Below are 16,961 nucleotides of genomic sequence, written 5' to 3' on the forward strand. Positions count from 1 at the left end.
GCTTTAAGACAAGTCTAACGGATGAGTAAATTTAGGTCACCTGATTGATTAAGCCCTCAAGTGCATCACGTTTAGCAGGCTCAGCATGTTTAGGTTGATTTTGATTGAGCGATGGTGGTGTCTGTTCTGAAGGAATCAGAATTTCTTCACCTGGTAAGTCAGCAAAGTCATTATCCGATGTTCGAGCAGGCGCTGCTGGGGCAGGCACATAAAGTGGACGTGCGAGCGGTGGTGAAGTGCGATCTGTACGGCTTTTACTGCTATTTTCCTGAAGACTTGGCTGTTCGCGGGAAATTGGCGCTTTAGCATTTTTATCCAATTGAACCCACGAAGAGGCAGTTCCCTGTAAGGATTTATCCATAAAGTTAATCCAGATTGGCAGTGCTGCGATACCCCCATATTCGCGTCGTCCCAGTGTGGTTGGACGGTCAAATCCGACCCATGCGATAGAAACCAGTTTGCTATTGAAACCTGCAAACCAAGCATCTTTGGCGTCATTGGTCGTACCCGTTTTACCACCTAAATCATCCCGTCCTATTTTCAGTGCTGCACGTCCTGTACCATGTTGGATTACATCGCGCAAAATATTGGCCATATCATAGGCCGAGCTGGATTTTAAAATCCGTTGCGCCTGACGATAATCACTAGAATGACTTGTTGCTTGGGTTTGTGATGCTGTGTTTGTTGCTTCGGTCTGCATACTTTGATTAGTGACTTCAATCACTTCATCATCAGGAGTTTGCGCTTTTTGCTCATCATCCGTAACGGTGTTTTCAGTCTCATTAATGCACGAAATACACGCGTATTCAGGTTTGGCCTCAAAAATTACTTTACCGTAAGCATCTTCGATACGGCTAATAAAATAAGGCTGTACCCGATAACCGCCATTGGCAAAGGTGGCATAACCCGTCGCCATTTGTACAGGAAGTACCTGTGGCGTTCCAAGGGCAATCGTAAAGTTACGTGGAATCTGATTTTCCTGTAAACCGAAGTCCATGAGTAATTGACGCGCACGCTCAACGCCAACACTTTGTAGTAAGCGTACAGAAACCGTATTTCGTGATAAATATAAGGCACGACGTAACGGGATCATGCCTAAATAACGGCCATCGGAGTTTCGAGGTGACCAGCGACCAATCGTAATCGGACTATCATTGACCATCGTATAAGGCGTCATGCCACGTTCTAAAGCCAGTGCATATATAAATGGCTTGATGGTTGAACCAGGTTGACGCCAACCTTGTAACGCACGATTGAACTTGGATTGATAGAAGTTGTAGCCACCGACAATCGCTTCAATCGCACCATCATTTGGGTTTAAAGCAATCAATTGACCTTGTACATTTGGAATCTGTACCAGTGCCCAAGAGGTTTTTTCGGCATTTGGACGTAAACGAACAATATCTTTGACTTTGACAATTTGTGATGCATTACTTGGCGCACCCCCGACACTATTGGCATTTCGATAAGGACGTGCCCAAGACATACCTGACCAAGGAACAGTGATCGTTGATCCATCCTGCATTAAGGCTTCAAAAGTCGAGTTATTGACTTTAGTCACTTGCGCAGGATAGGTATTGGCATAAGCCATAAATGAATTTAAAGGTTTATCGTGTGCTTCAGCACCACGCCAACCATGACGACGATCATAGGCTTCCAGACCATCCTGAACTGCCTGTTCGGCATAAGCCTGGCGTTTGCTATCAATCGTAGTATAAACTTTGTAGCCTGAATCGATTGCTTGTTCACCAAATTTTTCGACCAGTTCAGAACGCACCATTTCACCAACATAAGGAAAACGATTAGCAATTCCACGGTCTGGCATATCAAGTTTAATGGGTTCAGCAACCGCAGTTTGGTACTGGGTCTGAGTGATATAACCTAGTTGTAGCATACGACCCAAAATCCAGTTACGACGTTCTAAAGCTCGTTCAGGATTCGCAACAGGATTGAAACGTGACGGTGCTTTAGGTAAACCTGCTAGCATGGCCATTTCTGCGATACTGAGCTGATCTAAAGTTTTGTTGTAGTAAATTTTGGCTGCGGCGGCAATGCCGTAGGCATTTTTACCTAAAAAGATTTTATTGACATACAACGTCAAAATTTCTTCTTTGCTCAGGTTTTGTTCGATTTTACGTGCTAGAAAGATTTCGGTAAGTTTGCGTTTTAAAGTACGTTCTGGGCTTAAATAATAATTTTTGGCCACCTGCATGGTAATCGTAGAACCACCTGTCTGCACATCAGAACCTGTAATGGTTTCACTGACTGCACGACCTAAACCTTTAAAGCTGATGCCACTATGCTCAAAAAAAGAAGAATCTTCTGCTGCAAGAAAGGCATGAATAAAAGTAGGTGGAATTTGATCGTATTCTACGGGCACAGAAAGTTTGCCGCCATATTCTGAGATTAGCTCATTATCAGCCGTATAAACTTGTAATGGTTTTAGTAAAGGCGCTTTTTTTAAAGAGCTCATTTCAGGTAGGGATGGCGCAATATAGAGATACATGCCATAAAAACCCATTGGAACTGAGACTAAAATAATGATAAGTACCAAAAAAAATGGATGAACATGACCTGAACTGGATAGCTTTTTCATAACAAGTAAGTTTTAATAAGAGCTAATAGCAAACGAATTGATGGTCAGTATATCCTTTAGACATGCGGATTGTTAGATGCCTTATTGTATCCGTATAAAATTAGAGACCGAGATCAGCTTGTTGTTTTGTTTGGGGATAAAAAAATAATAGGATAATGCTATCGTGCGCATGTTATATCGTAAACCAAATAAGGGGTTAGTAGGGGTCGATATTAGTTCGACTTCTGTTAAGTTATTAGAACTCTCTGTAAAAAACGGTCGCTACTGGGTAGAAAGCTATGCCTTGATACCCTTACAAGAAAATAGCGTGGTTGAGAAGAACATTCTCAATCCGGAAGCAGTCGGGGATGCGTTGGAGCGAGTGATTAACTTGGCCAATCCTCAATCGACCAATGCCGCTATTGCGATTCCGACTTCCATGGTGATTCATAAGATCATCGAAATGGATGCGGATATGACGGATGATGAGCGTGAAGTTCAAATCCGTATGGATGCAGAGCAATATATTCCCTTTCCACTGGACGAAGTTAGTCTGGATTTTGAAGTGCTGCCTGATCGTTTGGCAAATCCTACACGAGTCAATGTTTTATTGGTTGCAACCCGTACCGAAAACGTTGAAACACGTGTAGAAGTGCTTGAGCTTGCAGGTTTAACACCGAAAGTTGCTGATGTCGAAAGTTACGCAATGGAACGGGCTTTCGGGGTATTTGCTGATACTTTACCGATGGGTGTTAATACCGTCGGTATTTTAGATATCGGACATACCATGACCACACTTTCGGTCATGCAAAATGGCAAGATTATTTATACCCGCGAACAGGTTTTCGGTGGAAAGCAACTGACGCAGGACGTTCAGACACGTTACGGTTTATCTTTTGAAGAAGCAGGTCGTGCTAAAAAAGAACGCTCATTACCTGATGATTTTGATACTGAAGTGCTGGAACCTTTCTTAGAAGCGTTGGTTCAGCAGGCTGCACGATCTTTACAATTTTTCTTTTCTTCCTCACAGTTTAATGAAATTGACCATATTTTATTGGCTGGTGGTAATGCCAACATCCCTGGTTTGCCAAAACTTCTACAACAAAAATTAGGTTATCGCGTTACCACTGCTAATCCGTTTTTACAAATGGGTTTTTCTCCTCAGGTAGATATCAAAAAAATTGAAAATGATGCCTCTTCTTTAATGGTGGCATGTGGTCTGGCATTGAGGAGTTTTGATTAATGGCAAAGATTAACTTACTCCCTTGGCGTGATGAGCTAAGAGAGCAGCGCAAGAAACAATTTATTGCATTTAGTGCTGCCGTTGCAGTACTTGGGGTAGTTGCTGTGGTCTTAGCTTGGTTGTTTTATGATCATAAGCTTAATGATCAAGAACAAGCCAATCAATTGGTTGTCAGTACTAACCAGAATCTGGATACGCAGTTGAAATCACTGGATGGCTTACAAGAGCGCCGAAATGCGATTGTAGAGCGTATGAAGCTGATTCAAGGTTTGGAAGGTCAACGTCCAGTAACCGTTCGCTTGATTGATGAATTGGTGCGGGTGACACCCAGTAATATGTATCTGACCAAATTCAGTCGTACAGGCGATAAATTTACCATTGAAGGCAAAGCGGAAAGTCCAAATACTGTTGCAGAGTTATTGCGTAACTTAGAGGCTTCACCGTGGTATCGTAATGCCTTTATGAACTCCTTCTTGGCAGCAGATGATAAAAAAGATCAGAATCAAAGCTCTGTGGTGCCGCGTGTCGAAGAAAGCTATGGCACTTTCGTTGTGACCACAGATTTGGGTGAAATTGGGGCATCAGTTACAGAAGATAATAACGATCAATCAGGTTCAAATACGGGGGCAGCACAATGAGTCGTGATGAATTCAATGAACTAGATCCTGAAGTTGCTGCACCAAAGAAAAAGAAATTGACCTTAGATAAATTTCTTCAGCAGTTTAATACGCTGGATATGAATAACTACGGGGGATGGCCACTCTCAGTTAAGATTACCTGCTGGATTTTTATTTTCTTCGCCGTCTGTGCTTTGGGCTATTTTTTAGCCATTAAGCCTAAACTGGATGCGATCTCAACAGCTCAGGCACAAGAGCAGAATTTGCTCAACGAGTTTCGTGAAAAGGATTCAAAATTACGTAACTTGCAGCAATATCAGGTTCAGTTGCAGGAAATGGAATCGAATTTTAACCAGCAATTGGCGCAACTTCCAAAAGAAACAGAAATTCCAAGTCTGGTTGAAGATATCAATATGACAGGGGTAAATTCTGGACTTAAATTTAAAAATATCCGTCTTGAAAATGAAGTTAGACAAGAGTTCTTTATTGAACAGCCGATCTCGATTGATGCGACTGGGGATTATCATGCCTTTGGTGCATTTGTAAGCGCAATTGCGGCATTGCCTCGTATTGTAACTTTGCATGATTTTGTGATTGAAGGTAAACAGGTTAAAGAAAAAGCAGATATTCCTGAAATTAGTTATTCCGTGAAAGCAAAAACCTATCGATATATAGGTGCGGATGATCAGGCGAGTGGTGCTTCTGCTCCAGTTGCAGCGGGGGCAAAATAATGAAAAAACATAGTATTTTCATGGCAATCGTATGTTGTGGTTTGGTTGGTTGTGATTCACGTATTGACGCTGTAAATGAACAAATGGCAGCCATTCGTAATCAGCCACCTTTGCCGATTGAGCCAGCACCTGTTTTCACGCCTGTGCCGAGTTTTACCTATTCAGCCATGCAGTTGAAAAGCCCATTTTTACCTAGCTCTTTGGCAGCTGAACTCAAAATTATGGCAGGTAAACGGGTTTATCCGAACTTTAATCGTCAGCCGCAACCACTTGAAAGCTACGCACTCGAATCTTTAAATATGAAAGGCAGTATGCGTAGCCAAAATGGAAAGATTCTTGCATTAATTCAGACGCCTGATGGGCAAGTTGAGCGGGTTCAGGTTGGAAGCTATATGGGAATGAATCAAGGGCGAATTGTCGGAATCAGTCCGACACAAATTGATTTGGTTGAAATTGTACCAGATGGTCGAGATGGTTATGTTGAGCGTCCGCGTACCTTGGTTCTGATTGGGCCTGAGCCTTAAGTATGAAAGGAATAACAATGAAAAAGGGTTTAAAAAAAATTCTGATTGGGGATGGTGAGTCAATGAATCATACAGTTCGACAGTTTTCAATGGGTGCGGTTGCATTTGCAATCATGCAAGTGGCTAGTGCGCAGGTCAGTATTACCAATATTGTGCCCATGAATATCGCAGGACAGGGGACAGAAATCCGTGTGATGTTCAATGGTTTGCCACCGCAACCACAAGCATATCAAATGGAACAGCCATCCAGACTGATTTTGGATTTTGATAAGGCTCAGCTGGGTCTTAAACAAAATACTATTGCTGTCGCGACCAATGAAGCCAGCAGTGTCGATGTAGTATCTGATGCGAAGCGTTCACGTTTAACCGTAAATTTAAAAGATGCTGGAGCATTTACTACACGTGTTGAAGGCAATACTTTTATTTTAAAGATTAATAGTGCCCAACAAGTAATGACTCCTGCCGCTGTTGCTATGCCAGCGGCAACGAATATTCAGCAAGGGGTTTCTAATATTGGTTTTCAGCGCGGCTCGCAGGGCGAAGGTCAAGTGGTTATCGATTTGCTTGGCAGTAATACGCCTGTCGATGTACAGCAACAAGGCAGTAAAATTGTTGTACGCATGCTTGGCAATAAAATTCCGACCAATTTGGCACGACGTTTAAATGTCAATGATTTTGCTACGCCAGTTGCGAGTGTGGATGCCTATAATGAAGGCGGCAATGGGGTAATCGTGGTGCAATCTGCTGGTAGCTATGAATATATGGCATATCAGGCAGAAAATAAGCTGACTTTAAGCCTTAAACGTCCAGTGGATCGTAATCAGTTAGGCGCACGTTCTACGCCAAATTATAGTGGTAAAAAAATCTCTCTAGATTTCCAGGATATTGAAGTGCGTCGTGTACTTCAGTTATTGGCAGATTTTACTGATATCAACATGGTGACGGCAGATTCAGTACAGGGCAATATTACTCTACGCTTAAAGGATGTGCCGTGGGATCAGGCGTTAGATATTATTTTAAAAACTAAAAATCTGGATAAACGCCGTAGCGGTAATGTGATCTGGATCGCGCCAGTTACTGAATTAACCAAAGCTGAAGAAGAAGAAGCCAAAGCGATTGCGCAAAGTGTCAAACTTGCGCCTTTACAAACTGAGTATATTCAACTCAGTTATGCGAAAGCCGCCGATATTGAAAAATTGATGACTCAAGGTAAAAACAGCTCAAGTTCAGGTTCATCAAATTCAGGTGGTTCAGAGCCGTTAGGTGATAGTGTTGGTAGTTTGCTGAGTCCAAGAGGAACTGTGTCGATTGATCCACGAACCAATACTTTAATCATTAATGATACTGCACAGAAAATTGATCAGATTCGTAAAATGATTGATTTATTGGATGTGCGTGTTAAGCAGGTGATGGTGGAGGCGCGGATTGTGCGAGCAAGCACTTCATTTACCAAAGAAATGGGGGTGAAGTGGGGTGTTCTTTCACAGGGGATTACCAAAAATAATGATTTGTTGGTCGGTGGTAGTGAAACTACTTTATGGAATCTGCGTGATCCTGATGACGATGGTAAATACACCATCGAACGCCCAGATAACCTGAATGTAGATTTAGGTGTCACTTCAGCGGGTGCGAGTAAAATTGCCTTTGGCTTAATTAGTTTGTCTGACTTTATGCTGGATTTGGAATTATCTGCATTACAAGCAGATGGTTATGGTGAAGTGATTTCAACACCAAAAGTCATGACTGCTGATAAACAAACCGCCAAAGTTGCAACGGGTCAGGAAGTGCCTTATCAGTCCACCACAAACTCTGCTTCGGGTTCAACGGCAACCACTTCATTTAAAGAAGCTTTACTCAGCCTTGAAGTCACACCAAGTATTACACCTGATGGTAAAATCCAGATGCTGTTGGATATTTCCAAAGATTCGATCGCTGGAGAAGCGCCGAATGGTGAGTTGATTCTAAATAAAAACACGATTAATACCAATGTGTTGGTCGATAATGGTGAAACGGTGATTCTGGGTGGGGTATTTGAACAGACTACAACCAATCAACAGACGAAAGTGCCGTTCTTGGGAGACTTACCTTGGGTGGGACGTTTATTTAGAAAAGACTCTAAAAAGGACGATAAACAAGAGTTGTTGATCTTCGTTACCCCGAGAATTGTTAATGACACTCAGGTGAGAAATCAGTAATATAAGTTTAATTCAAGTTATGCAATAGGTGACTCCTTGCTAGGCAAAGAGTTTAGAGCTCTGCCAAATATCTATTTGGTGGGGCCAATGGGAGCAGGAAAAACAACAGTAGGACGGCACTTGGCTGAGCTTTTGGGGCGCGAGTTTCTGGATAGTGATCATGAAATTGAGCGTAAAACTGGAGCCAGTATTCCGTGGATATTTGAAAAAGAAGGTGAGATTGGTTTTCGCTCGAGAGAAAAAACAGTCATTAATGAGTTAACCCAGCGTAGACAATTGGTTGTGGCTACAGGTGGTGGTGCGGTGACTCAAGCCGAAAACCGCGCTTATTTGAAAAACCGCGGTATTGTGATCTATCTTTATACGCCTGTAGAATTACAATTACAGCGTACCTATCGGGATAAAAATCGACCATTATTGCAGGTTGAAAACCCAGAGCAAAAACTCAAAGATCTACTTCAAATTCGTGATCCTCTGTATCGTGAAGTTGCACATTATGTGATAGAAACACATCAAGGGGCTGCACGAGAATTGGCACAGCATATTTTACGTGTGATTTTGGCAGCAGAATCTCACTAGGCTATTTATTTTATTATTGGCATTAAAGTTTCATGCAAACACTTCATGTAGAACTCGGTGATCGTCGTTATCCTATTTTTATTGGTAGTCAGTTAGATCCAAAAACATTGTTAGCACCTTATATCAAAGGTCAGCAAGTGATGATCGTGACCAATACCACATTGGAACAACTGTATTTGTCCCATTATGTTCATGATTTAGAATCTTTGGGTAAAAAAGTGGCGACCTGTGTGCTGCCTGATGGTGAAAAATATAAAAATCTTGAAAATTTAAACCTGATTTTCGATGCATTGTTAGAAGCGGGCTTCAATCGTGATTGTACTGTCTTGGCATTGGGAGGCGGCGTGATTGGCGATATGGCAGGTTTTGCATCAGCCTGTTTCCAGCGAGGTGTTTATTTTATTCAGGTGCCAACTACTTTGCTTTCTCAAGTAGATTCTAGCGTCGGTGGAAAGACAGGGATTAATCATCCCTTAGGCAAAAATATGATTGGCGCATTTAAGCAGCCTGAAGTAGTTATGGCGGATATGGCACAGTTGCGTACTTTGCCAGCACGTGAGTTGTCTGCTGGGCTGGCCGAGGTGATTAAATATGCATTGCTGGGTGATCTTGAGTTTTTAGCTTGGTTAGAACAGCATATGGATGGCTTACTTGCAGGTGATGAAAGTCTATTGGCCCAAGCGGTTTATCGTTCTTGTGCGCATAAGGCTAGAATTGTGGCGAACGATGAAAAAGAGCAGGGTGAGCGCGCGCTTTTAAATCTGGGACATACGTTTGGTCACGCGATTGAATCTTATTTGGGTTATGGTAAATGGCTACATGGTGAAGCTGTAGCAACGGGAATGGTCATGGCGGCTGATTTGTCACAGCGCATGGGTTGGATTTCCGCTGAAGATTTACAGCGTACAAAAAATATCATTCAACGTGCAAAATTGCCGATATCATGTCCGAAAATTCCATTGGATGAGTTTTTGTCTTATATGGCACACGACAAAAAAGTTCTGAATGGACAGTTGAGATTGGTGTTGTTACAACAACTGGGTCAGGCTGTCATTACCAAAGAATTTGATGTTGAGAAAATGAAACAGGTTATTTTGGAAAATCAGGCAGAGTGAGATTGGGTGTAATATGACGGTATCACGTACGCTGTGGCAGAATATTCAGCACTATAGTTGGCTAGTGCTTGGTCTGCTGTGCTTATTGCTGGCGCTGATCTTTTGGGCGATCACCAGTTCAGATAAAGTGGTACAAGTCGAAAAACAAGATATTGTTGAAACACAGTCTCAGATTCAGCCACAGAAAGTGACCGCGACGACCAATTTGGGGACTTTGTCTGATGAAGTCAGACCCTTAGATTTAACTATGCGTGTAATTACCGCAGGAAATCATGAGGCAGAGTTTCGTGGTACCAAGTTTATGCAGGAAAATCAGCGGAACTGGACCATTGAGTTATTTCGTTCGTCTAATGAAAATATTATTAAAAACTATTTAAAGAGTCAGTCTGACCGTAAAAATTTCATTTACTTTCGTTTAAGTGGGGAAAATCAGGAAGAACAATACGTTCTAGCCTATGGGGTATTTAATCGGGAAGCCGATGCAACGCATCAATTATCGCAATTAAATCTGAAATTCCCTGCTTCAGTACACCCGAAGGCAGTGTCTTTGGCTAATTATTTACCGTTGATTAATGATTTAGGCTCTGAAGAAATTAAGGGCAGCGCAGGGCAACTTTATAGCGTTAATCTAAGAAACGCACCGATACCTGTCGCCCCTGTATCACCAACTCCCTCCGTTGAGTCTGCACCTGCTGCTCCAACGACCTCAACAACAGTCACTCAGCGTGATCAAGACGGGAATGTGGTCGGTGTGCAGCGCCAATCAAATAATGTTTCTTCTCTAAATCCAAGTAGTACTGCACCTAATACCCCTAATGTGGAAAATCGTCCTTCGCGGAACAATGAACGCGAAATAAGTGATCCATTTAATTAATACATGCACAAAAATAGTGCATGTATTAATCTCAAATATTATTTTGCACAATGTTGGTTCAAAATTTAAGTTTATTTTAAGGCGTTACAAAAATACAAAATTAATTATCTTTTATAATTAAATCACTTAGTTATTTCTAATTGGTATTGGCATTATTTTTGCATTATCGATGCGCTAATTGATCACTTTGTCCCTATTTTGGAGCTTAATCTTTTAATTAGTATGCGAAATCGTCGTTTTAAACTGCTATAAAACAGTGCGAAATAACTCAAAACGTTTTTGCCAAGAAAGTTGCTGTCTGCTTGCCACAAAGGGCGTATAGTCAGATAGTAATGCAAAAATGGATTGTAAAACATTTAGCTTTACGTGAGTAATAGACAACGTCGCGAAGTAAATTGATCGTTTTATGCTCGAAAGAGCCATGTTGAAAGAAGGGTACGCTATGCACTTGCCATCGCCTCATACTGTAGCTCCCGCTCAAGGTTTATATCAACCAGATGAGTTTAAAGATAACTGCGGTTTTGGTTTGATTGCCCAGATGAAGGGCCAACCAAGTCACCACCTTGTTCAAACCGCAATTCACAGTTTAAGTTGCATGACGCATCGTGGTGGTATTGCCGCTGATGGTAAAACAGGGGATGGGTGCGGTCTATTACTGGCTATGCCAAAAGCTTTTTTCCGTGATGAAGCGAAAAAGCTTAGTGATATCACGTTGAGTGAGATTTTCGCTGCGGGTACGGTTTTTCTTAATGTAGATCCTGCATTGGCACAGCACGCAAAAAATACCCTGAACAAGGAAATTGAATCAGAAGGCTTAAAAGTTTTGGCTTGGCGTGTTGTCCCAACCAATAACGATGTATTGGGTGAAATTGCACTCCAGTCTTTACCTGTCTTTGAACAAATTATTGTAAACTGTCCAATGGGCGTGACTGAGGTTGAATTCAACCGTAAGTTATTCTTGGCGCGTCGCCGTGCTGAACAAAAATTACAAAACGATAGCTCATTCTACGTAACGACTTTGTCTTCAAATGTGATCAGCTATAAAGGTTTGATGATGCCAGCAGCAATTGCTGACTTTTATACAGATCTAGCGGATGAACGTCTGACTTCACATATCGTGGTGTTCCATCAACGTTTCTCAACCAATACATTACCGCGTTGGCCGTTAGCGCAGCCGTTTCGTTATTTGGCGCACAATGGTGAAATCAACACCATTACCGCTAACCGTAACTGGGCATTAGCGCGGACACCGAAATTTGAAAACCCATTATTACCAGGTTTAACTGAGCTTAATCCAATTGTAAACCGTACTGGATCAGACTCTTCAAGCTTAGACAATATGCTTGAAATTCTGGTTGGCGGTGGCATGGATTTATTCCGTGGCTTACGTATGCTGGTTCCACCTGCATGGCAAAATGTTGAAACTCTAGATGCAGACTTACGTGCCTTTTATGAGTTTAACTCTAAACACATGGAAGCATGGGATGGACCTGCGGGTCTGGTGATCCAAGATGGTCGTCATGCGATTTGTATGCTGGATCGTAATGGTTTACGTCCTGCGCGCTGGGTGATTACCAAAAATGATTATATTACCCTTGCTTCTGAAATTGGGGTGTGGGACTACCAACCTGAAGATGTTGTATCTAAAGGTCGTGTCGGCCCAGGTCAAATTTTGGTAGTCGATACCTTTACAGGTAAATTACTCGACACCAATGATGTCAGCACACATCTGAAAAAAATGCGTCCATATCGTGAGTGGTTGCGTGAACACGCGTTGCGCTTACAGGCAGACCCTGAGCTTGAAGAAAAACTATCTGAGCAGGGATTGGCTGGCGATGAGCTAAAGACGGCTCAGAAAATGTTTATGGTGACGTTTGAAGAACGTGACCAGATGCTACGTCCGATTGCTGAAAGTGGTCAGGAAGCAGTAGGCTCAATGGGTGATGATACGCCAATGGCGGTTTTATCACGTCAGGTTCGCCATGTTTCTGATTATTTCCGTCAACAATTTGCACAGGTGACCAATCCTCCGATCGATCCATTACGTGAATCGATTGTGATGTCACTTGAAACCTGTTTAGGTCGTGAACAGAATGTCTTCGAGCAAGGGCCAGAACATGCAGATCGCTTGATTATCTCAAGCCCTGTACTTTCAAATTCGAAAATGCATCAATTACGCAATTTAAACCGCGCAGGTTATGAGATTGCAGAAATTGATCTGAATTATCGTGAAGAAGAAGGCTTACAAGCTGCGGTCAATCGTATTTGTGAGGAATCTGCACAGGCAGTTCGTGATGGTCAAACGTTATTGATCCTTTCTGATAAAAATTTGCGTCAGGGGTATCTACCTGCAAATGCGGCTTTAGCAACAGGTGCAGTACACCATTATTTGATTCAGACGGGTTTGCGTACCGATGCCAACATTATTGTTGAAACGGGTGTTGCACGTGATGCGCATCAATTTGCAGTCTTGCTCGGTTTTGGTGCAACGGCAGTTTATCCATACCTTGCTTATGATGTGATCAATGATTTAATCGCAAAAGGTGAGTTACTTGGTGATCCAGTACATGCCCAAGCCAACTTCCGCAAAGGTATTGATAAAGGTCTATTGAAAGTTCTCTCTAAAATGGGGATTTCAACAGTCGCGTCTTATCGTGGTGGACAGCTTTTTGAAGCAGTGGGTTTATCATCAGAAGTGGTGGATAAATGCTTCCTCGGTGTACCAAGCCGTATTCAGGGTGCAACTTTTGTTGATCTTGAAAATGATCAGAAAAAACTGGCTGATTTGGCATGGAAAGCGCGTAAGCCAATTGATCAGGGTGGTATGCTGAAGTTTGTATTTGGCAAGGAATATCATGCGTTTAACCCAGACGTGATCAATGCGCTACACAAAGCGGTACGTTCAGGCAATTATGCTGACTTTAAAGAATATGCTGAACTGGTCAATAGCCGCCCAATCGCGACGATCCGTGATTTATTCAAGCTCAAAACCACCAATTCAATTCCTGTTGAGCAGGTTGAATCGGTTGAGGCAATTTTGCCACGATTTGACTCAGCGGGGATGTCATTAGGGGCATTGTCACCAGAAGCGCATGAAGCGATTGCGATTGCCATGAACACCATTGGCGGTCGTTCGAATTCAGGTGAGGGTGGTGAAGATCCTGCGCGTTATGGCACGATTCGTAACTCGAAAATTAAACAGATCGCATCGGGTCGTTTTGGGGTAACTCCTGCTTATCTGACTTCTGCGGAAGTCCTACAGATCAAAGTCGCTCAAGGCGCAAAACCGGGTGAAGGTGGTCAGCTTCCGGGTGGTAAAGTCAATAGCTTAATTGCACGTTTACGTTATTCTGTTCCGGGCGTTACCTTGATTTCTCCGCCGCCACATCATGATATTTATTCGATTGAAGATTTGTCACAATTGATTTTTGACTTGAAGCAAGTCAATCCTCAGGCGATGGTTTCAGTCAAGCTAGTCTCTGAACCGGGTGTAGGTACGATTGCCGCAGGTGTTGCCAAAGCGTATGCCGACTTCATTACCATTTCTGGTTATGACGGTGGTACAGCGGCTTCTCCACTTTCATCCATTCATCATGCGGGTTCACCGTGGGAGCTTGGTCTGTCTGAAGCGCATCAAGCCCTGCGTGTAAATGACCTACGTGGTAAAGTTCGTGTACAAACAGATGGTGGTTTAAAAACTGGTCTGGATGTCGTAAAAGCCGCGATTTTGGGTGCTGAAAGCTTTGGTTTTGGTTCTACGCCTATGATCGCATTAGGCTGTAAATACTTGCGTATTTGCCACCTGAATAACTGTGCGACGGGTGTTGCAACACAACAAGACAAACTCCGTCAGGATCACTATATTGGTGAACCTGAAATGCTCATCAATTTCTTCCATTTCATTGCTGAAGAAACCCGTGAGTGGTTGGCTGCATTAGGTGTTGCTTCCCTGAAAGACTTGATTGGTCGTGTGGATTTACTTGAAGTATTGCCGGGTGAAACTGATAAACATGCACATCTTGATTTAACACCATTGTTGCAGTCACATCCTGCGGCACAAGGCAAGGCACAATACTGTGAAGTTCAGGGTAATGAGCCATTTGATAAAGGCTTGCTGGCTGAACGTATGGTAGAAGAAATGCTTCCTGCCATTGAAGCGGGTACAGGTGGTGAGTTTAATTTTGAAGTTGGTAACTGTGATCGTTCAATTGGCGCACGTGTTTCTGGTGAGATTGCGCGTCGTTATGGCAATCTGGACATGGAATCACATCCAGTCATTATGAACTTAAAAGGTACAGCAGGTCAGTCACTGGGTGTGTGGAATGCAGGTGGTTTGCATATCAAACTTGAAGGTGATGCCAACGATTACGTTGGTAAAGGGATGGCAGGTGGTCGAGTGTCGATCTTCCCACCAAAAGGTTCACCATTCCAGACCCAACATACTGCGATTATTGGTAATACCTGTATGTACGGTGCAACAGGCGGTAAGTTATTTGCAGCAGGTACGGCGGGTGAGCGTTTTGCCGTGCGTAACTCTGGCGCGTTTGCCGTGATTGAAGGTGCAGGCGACCACTGTTGTGAATATATGACAGGCGGGATTGTGACTGTGCTCGGTAAAGTCGGTCATAACTTCGGTGCGGGTATGACAGGTGGTTTTGCTTATGTACTCGATCTGGATAATGACTTTGTTGATTATTACAACCATGAGTTGATTGACCTGACTCGTATCTCGACGGAGTCGATGGAAGAGCATCAACAATTCCTGCTTCGTATTCTGGATGAACACATTAAAGAAACAGGTAGTGCTTGGGCGTATAAGATCCGCAATGAGTTTGATTTTTACAGTCGGAAGTTCTGGCTTGTAAAACCAAAAGCTGCTAATTTGCTCACGCTTTTGAAAGCAACTCAAGCTGATCCTCAATAATTCCACTACTGCATATACATAGGCAGGTGCAGGTAACAGCGAACTCTGCACCTACCCACGGAGAGAGACATGGCAGAACGCCTCAATAATGACTTTCAGTTTCTGGATGTAGCACGCCAAGATCCAGAGAAAAAAGATATTACTGTCCGCAAAGCAGAATTTGTGGAAATTTATAAGCCTTTTACTGCTGATGTTGCAGCGAATCAGACACATCGTTGTCTGGCTTGTGGTAACCCGTATTGTGAATGGAAATGCCCAGTGCATAACTACATTCCAAACTGGTTAAAACTGATTGCTGAGGGTCAGATTTTCCAAGCGGCAGAACTTTGCCATCAAACCAATACCTTGCCAGAAGTCTGTGGTCGTGTTTGCCCACAAGACCGTTTATGTGAAGGGGCATGTACCCTGAATGACGGTTTTGGTGCAGTGACGATTGGTAATGCTGAAAAATATATCAATGATACTGCTTTTGCACTGGGCTGGCGTCCAGATATGTCGCATGTCAAATGGACAGATAAAAAAGTGGCGATTATTGGTGCTGGCCCTGCGGGTCTAGGTTGTGCTGATATTCTAGCGCGTAATGGCGTAAAACCGGTCATTTTTGACAAACGTCCTGAAATTGGAGGTTTGCTCACATTCGGTATTCCAGAATTTAAAATGGAAAAAGACGTCATGAAGCGCCGCCGTGAAATCTTCACGGGTATGGGGATGGAATTCCGTTTAAATACTGAAATTGGTACAGATGTTACGATTGAACAACTGCTACAAGAATATGATGCAGTGTTTATGGGAATGGGAACCTATACCTATATGAAAGGTGGTTTCCCTGGTGAGGATCTGGATGGTGTCTACGATGCACTGGATTTCCTGATTGCAAATGTCAATCGCTGTCAGGGTTGGGAAAAAGATGCTGGTGAATTCATCAGTGTCGAAGGTAAAAAAGTGATTGTGCTGGGCGGTGGTGATACCGCGATGGACTGTAACCGTACTTCGATTCGTCAGGGTGCTGAACAGGTGACCTGTGCCTATCGTCGTGATGAAGCCAACATGCCGGGTTCACGTCGTGAAGTGAATAATGCGCGTGAAGAAGGGGTGAACTTCCTATTTAACCGTCAACCGATCGAAGTTGTTGGTGAAAATGGCAAAGTGACTGGTGTTAAAGTTGTGACCACTCAATTGGGCGAGCCTGATAGTCGTGGTCGACGTAGTCCTGAGCCAATTCCGGGTTCTGAAGAAGTTTTGGCAGCCGATGCAGTTTTACTGGCATTCGGTTTTCGCCCAAGTCCAGCAGACTGGTTCACTGGTGCGAACATCGGCTTGGATGGTTCAGGTCGTGTGATTGCGCCTGAACAACAACAGTATAAATTCCAGACCTCTAACCCGAAAATTTTTGCGGGTGGTGATATGGTACGTGGTTCTGACCTAGTGGTGACAGCCATCTGGGAAGGTCGCCAAGCAGCAGAAGGTATTTTGGATTATCTTGATGTTTAAAATCTAGAGATTCAAAAGCGATGTGAAGCCCGCAGTGATGCGGGCTTTTTATACTGCGCCAAAAGGTAAAAGCTGAAGAAAATGATCGAGTAA

11 protein-coding genes are annotated in these 16,961 nt (G+C 43.1%); 10 read left to right on the forward strand and 1 reads right to left on the reverse strand.

The genetic code is table 11. The features are described 5' to 3' along the window. Positions 1-31: 31 nt before the first annotated feature. Complete coding sequence (gene ponA, locus I6L31_RS12005; protein ID WP_004991760.1) at positions 32-2,596, reverse strand: penicillin-binding protein PBP1a; 2,565 nt, start codon at positions 2,594-2,596, stop codon at positions 32-34. Positions 2,597-2,759: 163 nt separating this feature from the next. On the opposite strand from ponA, the gene I6L31_RS12010 reads away from it, so the two are divergent. The 10 genes from I6L31_RS12010 (at position 2,760) to I6L31_RS12055 (ending at position 16,868) form a co-directional block, all read left to right on the forward strand. Further along, positions 2,760-3,818: a pilus assembly protein PilM gene (locus I6L31_RS12010; RefSeq protein WP_004991759.1), complete on the forward strand. Its 1,059-nt coding sequence runs from the start codon at positions 2,760-2,762 to the stop codon at positions 3,816-3,818. After that, the gene (locus I6L31_RS12015) at positions 3,818-4,456 is read left to right on the forward strand and encodes a PilN domain-containing protein (protein WP_004991757.1); all 639 of its coding nucleotides are present in this window, start codon (positions 3,818-3,820) and stop codon (positions 4,454-4,456) included. Before I6L31_RS12010 ends, I6L31_RS12015 begins: the two co-directional genes overlap by 1 nt. Next, the gene (locus tag I6L31_RS12020; RefSeq protein WP_004991755.1) at positions 4,453-5,166 is read left to right on the forward strand and encodes a type IV pilus inner membrane component PilO; all 714 of its coding nucleotides are present in this window, start codon (positions 4,453-4,455) and stop codon (positions 5,164-5,166) included. The genes I6L31_RS12015 and I6L31_RS12020 overlap by 4 nt, the downstream gene beginning before the upstream one ends. After that, positions 5,166-5,690, forward strand: coding sequence for a pilus assembly protein PilP (locus I6L31_RS12025; protein ID WP_004991753.1), 525 nt, complete (start codon positions 5,166-5,168; stop codon positions 5,688-5,690). Before I6L31_RS12020 ends, I6L31_RS12025 begins: the two co-directional genes overlap by 1 nt. Before the next feature lie 62 nt (positions 5,691-5,752). Next, entirely contained in the window at positions 5,753-7,885 is a 2,133-nt protein-coding gene (gene pilQ, locus I6L31_RS12030; protein WP_010588590.1) for a type IV pilus secretin PilQ family protein, read from the forward strand. Between the two features lie 36 nt (positions 7,886-7,921). Continuing rightward, entirely contained in the window at positions 7,922-8,464 is a 543-nt protein-coding gene (aroK, locus tag I6L31_RS12035; RefSeq protein WP_004991750.1) for a shikimate kinase AroK, read from the forward strand. 32 nt (positions 8,465-8,496) lie between these two features. Then, a complete protein-coding gene (gene aroB, locus I6L31_RS12040) occupies positions 8,497-9,579 on the forward strand; it encodes a 3-dehydroquinate synthase (RefSeq protein WP_004991748.1) in 1,083 nt (360 codons plus the stop codon). A gap of 13 nt (positions 9,580-9,592) precedes the next feature. Continuing rightward, positions 9,593-10,453, forward strand: a complete 861-nt coding sequence (locus tag I6L31_RS12045; RefSeq protein ID WP_004991747.1) for a hypothetical protein — start codon at positions 9,593-9,595, stop codon at positions 10,451-10,453. Positions 10,454-10,895: 442 nt separating this feature from the next. After that, the gene (gene gltB / locus I6L31_RS12050) at positions 10,896-15,377 is read left to right on the forward strand and encodes a glutamate synthase large subunit (RefSeq protein WP_005001107.1); all 4,482 of its coding nucleotides are present in this window, start codon (positions 10,896-10,898) and stop codon (positions 15,375-15,377) included. Between the two features lie 69 nt (positions 15,378-15,446). Then, positions 15,447-16,868 carry an FAD-dependent oxidoreductase gene (locus I6L31_RS12055; RefSeq protein WP_005001109.1) on the forward strand — a complete coding sequence of 474 codons (1,422 nt, stop codon included), beginning with the start codon at positions 15,447-15,449 and terminating at the stop codon, positions 16,866-16,868. The last annotated feature ends 93 nt before the right edge of the window (positions 16,869-16,961 follow it).

The organism is Acinetobacter septicus (assembly GCF_019355975.1).
In the GTDB taxonomy this organism is placed as follows: Bacteria; Pseudomonadota; Gammaproteobacteria; order Pseudomonadales; family Moraxellaceae; genus Acinetobacter; species Acinetobacter ursingii.

Excerpts from the sequence above, each read along its gene's own strand:
- I6L31_RS12045 (WP_004991747.1), top strand. The coding sequence starts at position 9,593 with ATGACGGTATCACGTACGCTGTGGCAGAATATTCAGCACTATAGTTGG.
- ponA (WP_004991760.1), bottom strand. The coding sequence starts at position 2,596 with ATGAAAAAGCTATCCAGTTCAGGTCATGTTCATCCATTTTTTTTGGTA.
- gltB (WP_005001107.1), top strand. The coding sequence starts at position 10,896 with ATGCACTTGCCATCGCCTCATACTGTAGCTCCCGCTCAAGGTTTATAT.
- aroB (WP_004991748.1), top strand. The coding sequence starts at position 8,497 with ATGCAAACACTTCATGTAGAACTCGGTGATCGTCGTTATCCTATTTTT.
- I6L31_RS12015 (WP_004991757.1), top strand. The coding sequence starts at position 3,818 with ATGGCAAAGATTAACTTACTCCCTTGGCGTGATGAGCTAAGAGAGCAG.
- I6L31_RS12025 (WP_004991753.1), top strand. The coding sequence starts at position 5,166 with ATGAAAAAACATAGTATTTTCATGGCAATCGTATGTTGTGGTTTGGTT.
- pilQ (WP_010588590.1), top strand. The coding sequence starts at position 5,753 with ATGAATCATACAGTTCGACAGTTTTCAATGGGTGCGGTTGCATTTGCA.
- I6L31_RS12055 (WP_005001109.1), top strand. The coding sequence starts at position 15,447 with ATGGCAGAACGCCTCAATAATGACTTTCAGTTTCTGGATGTAGCACGC.
- I6L31_RS12020 (WP_004991755.1), top strand. The coding sequence starts at position 4,453 with ATGAGTCGTGATGAATTCAATGAACTAGATCCTGAAGTTGCTGCACCA.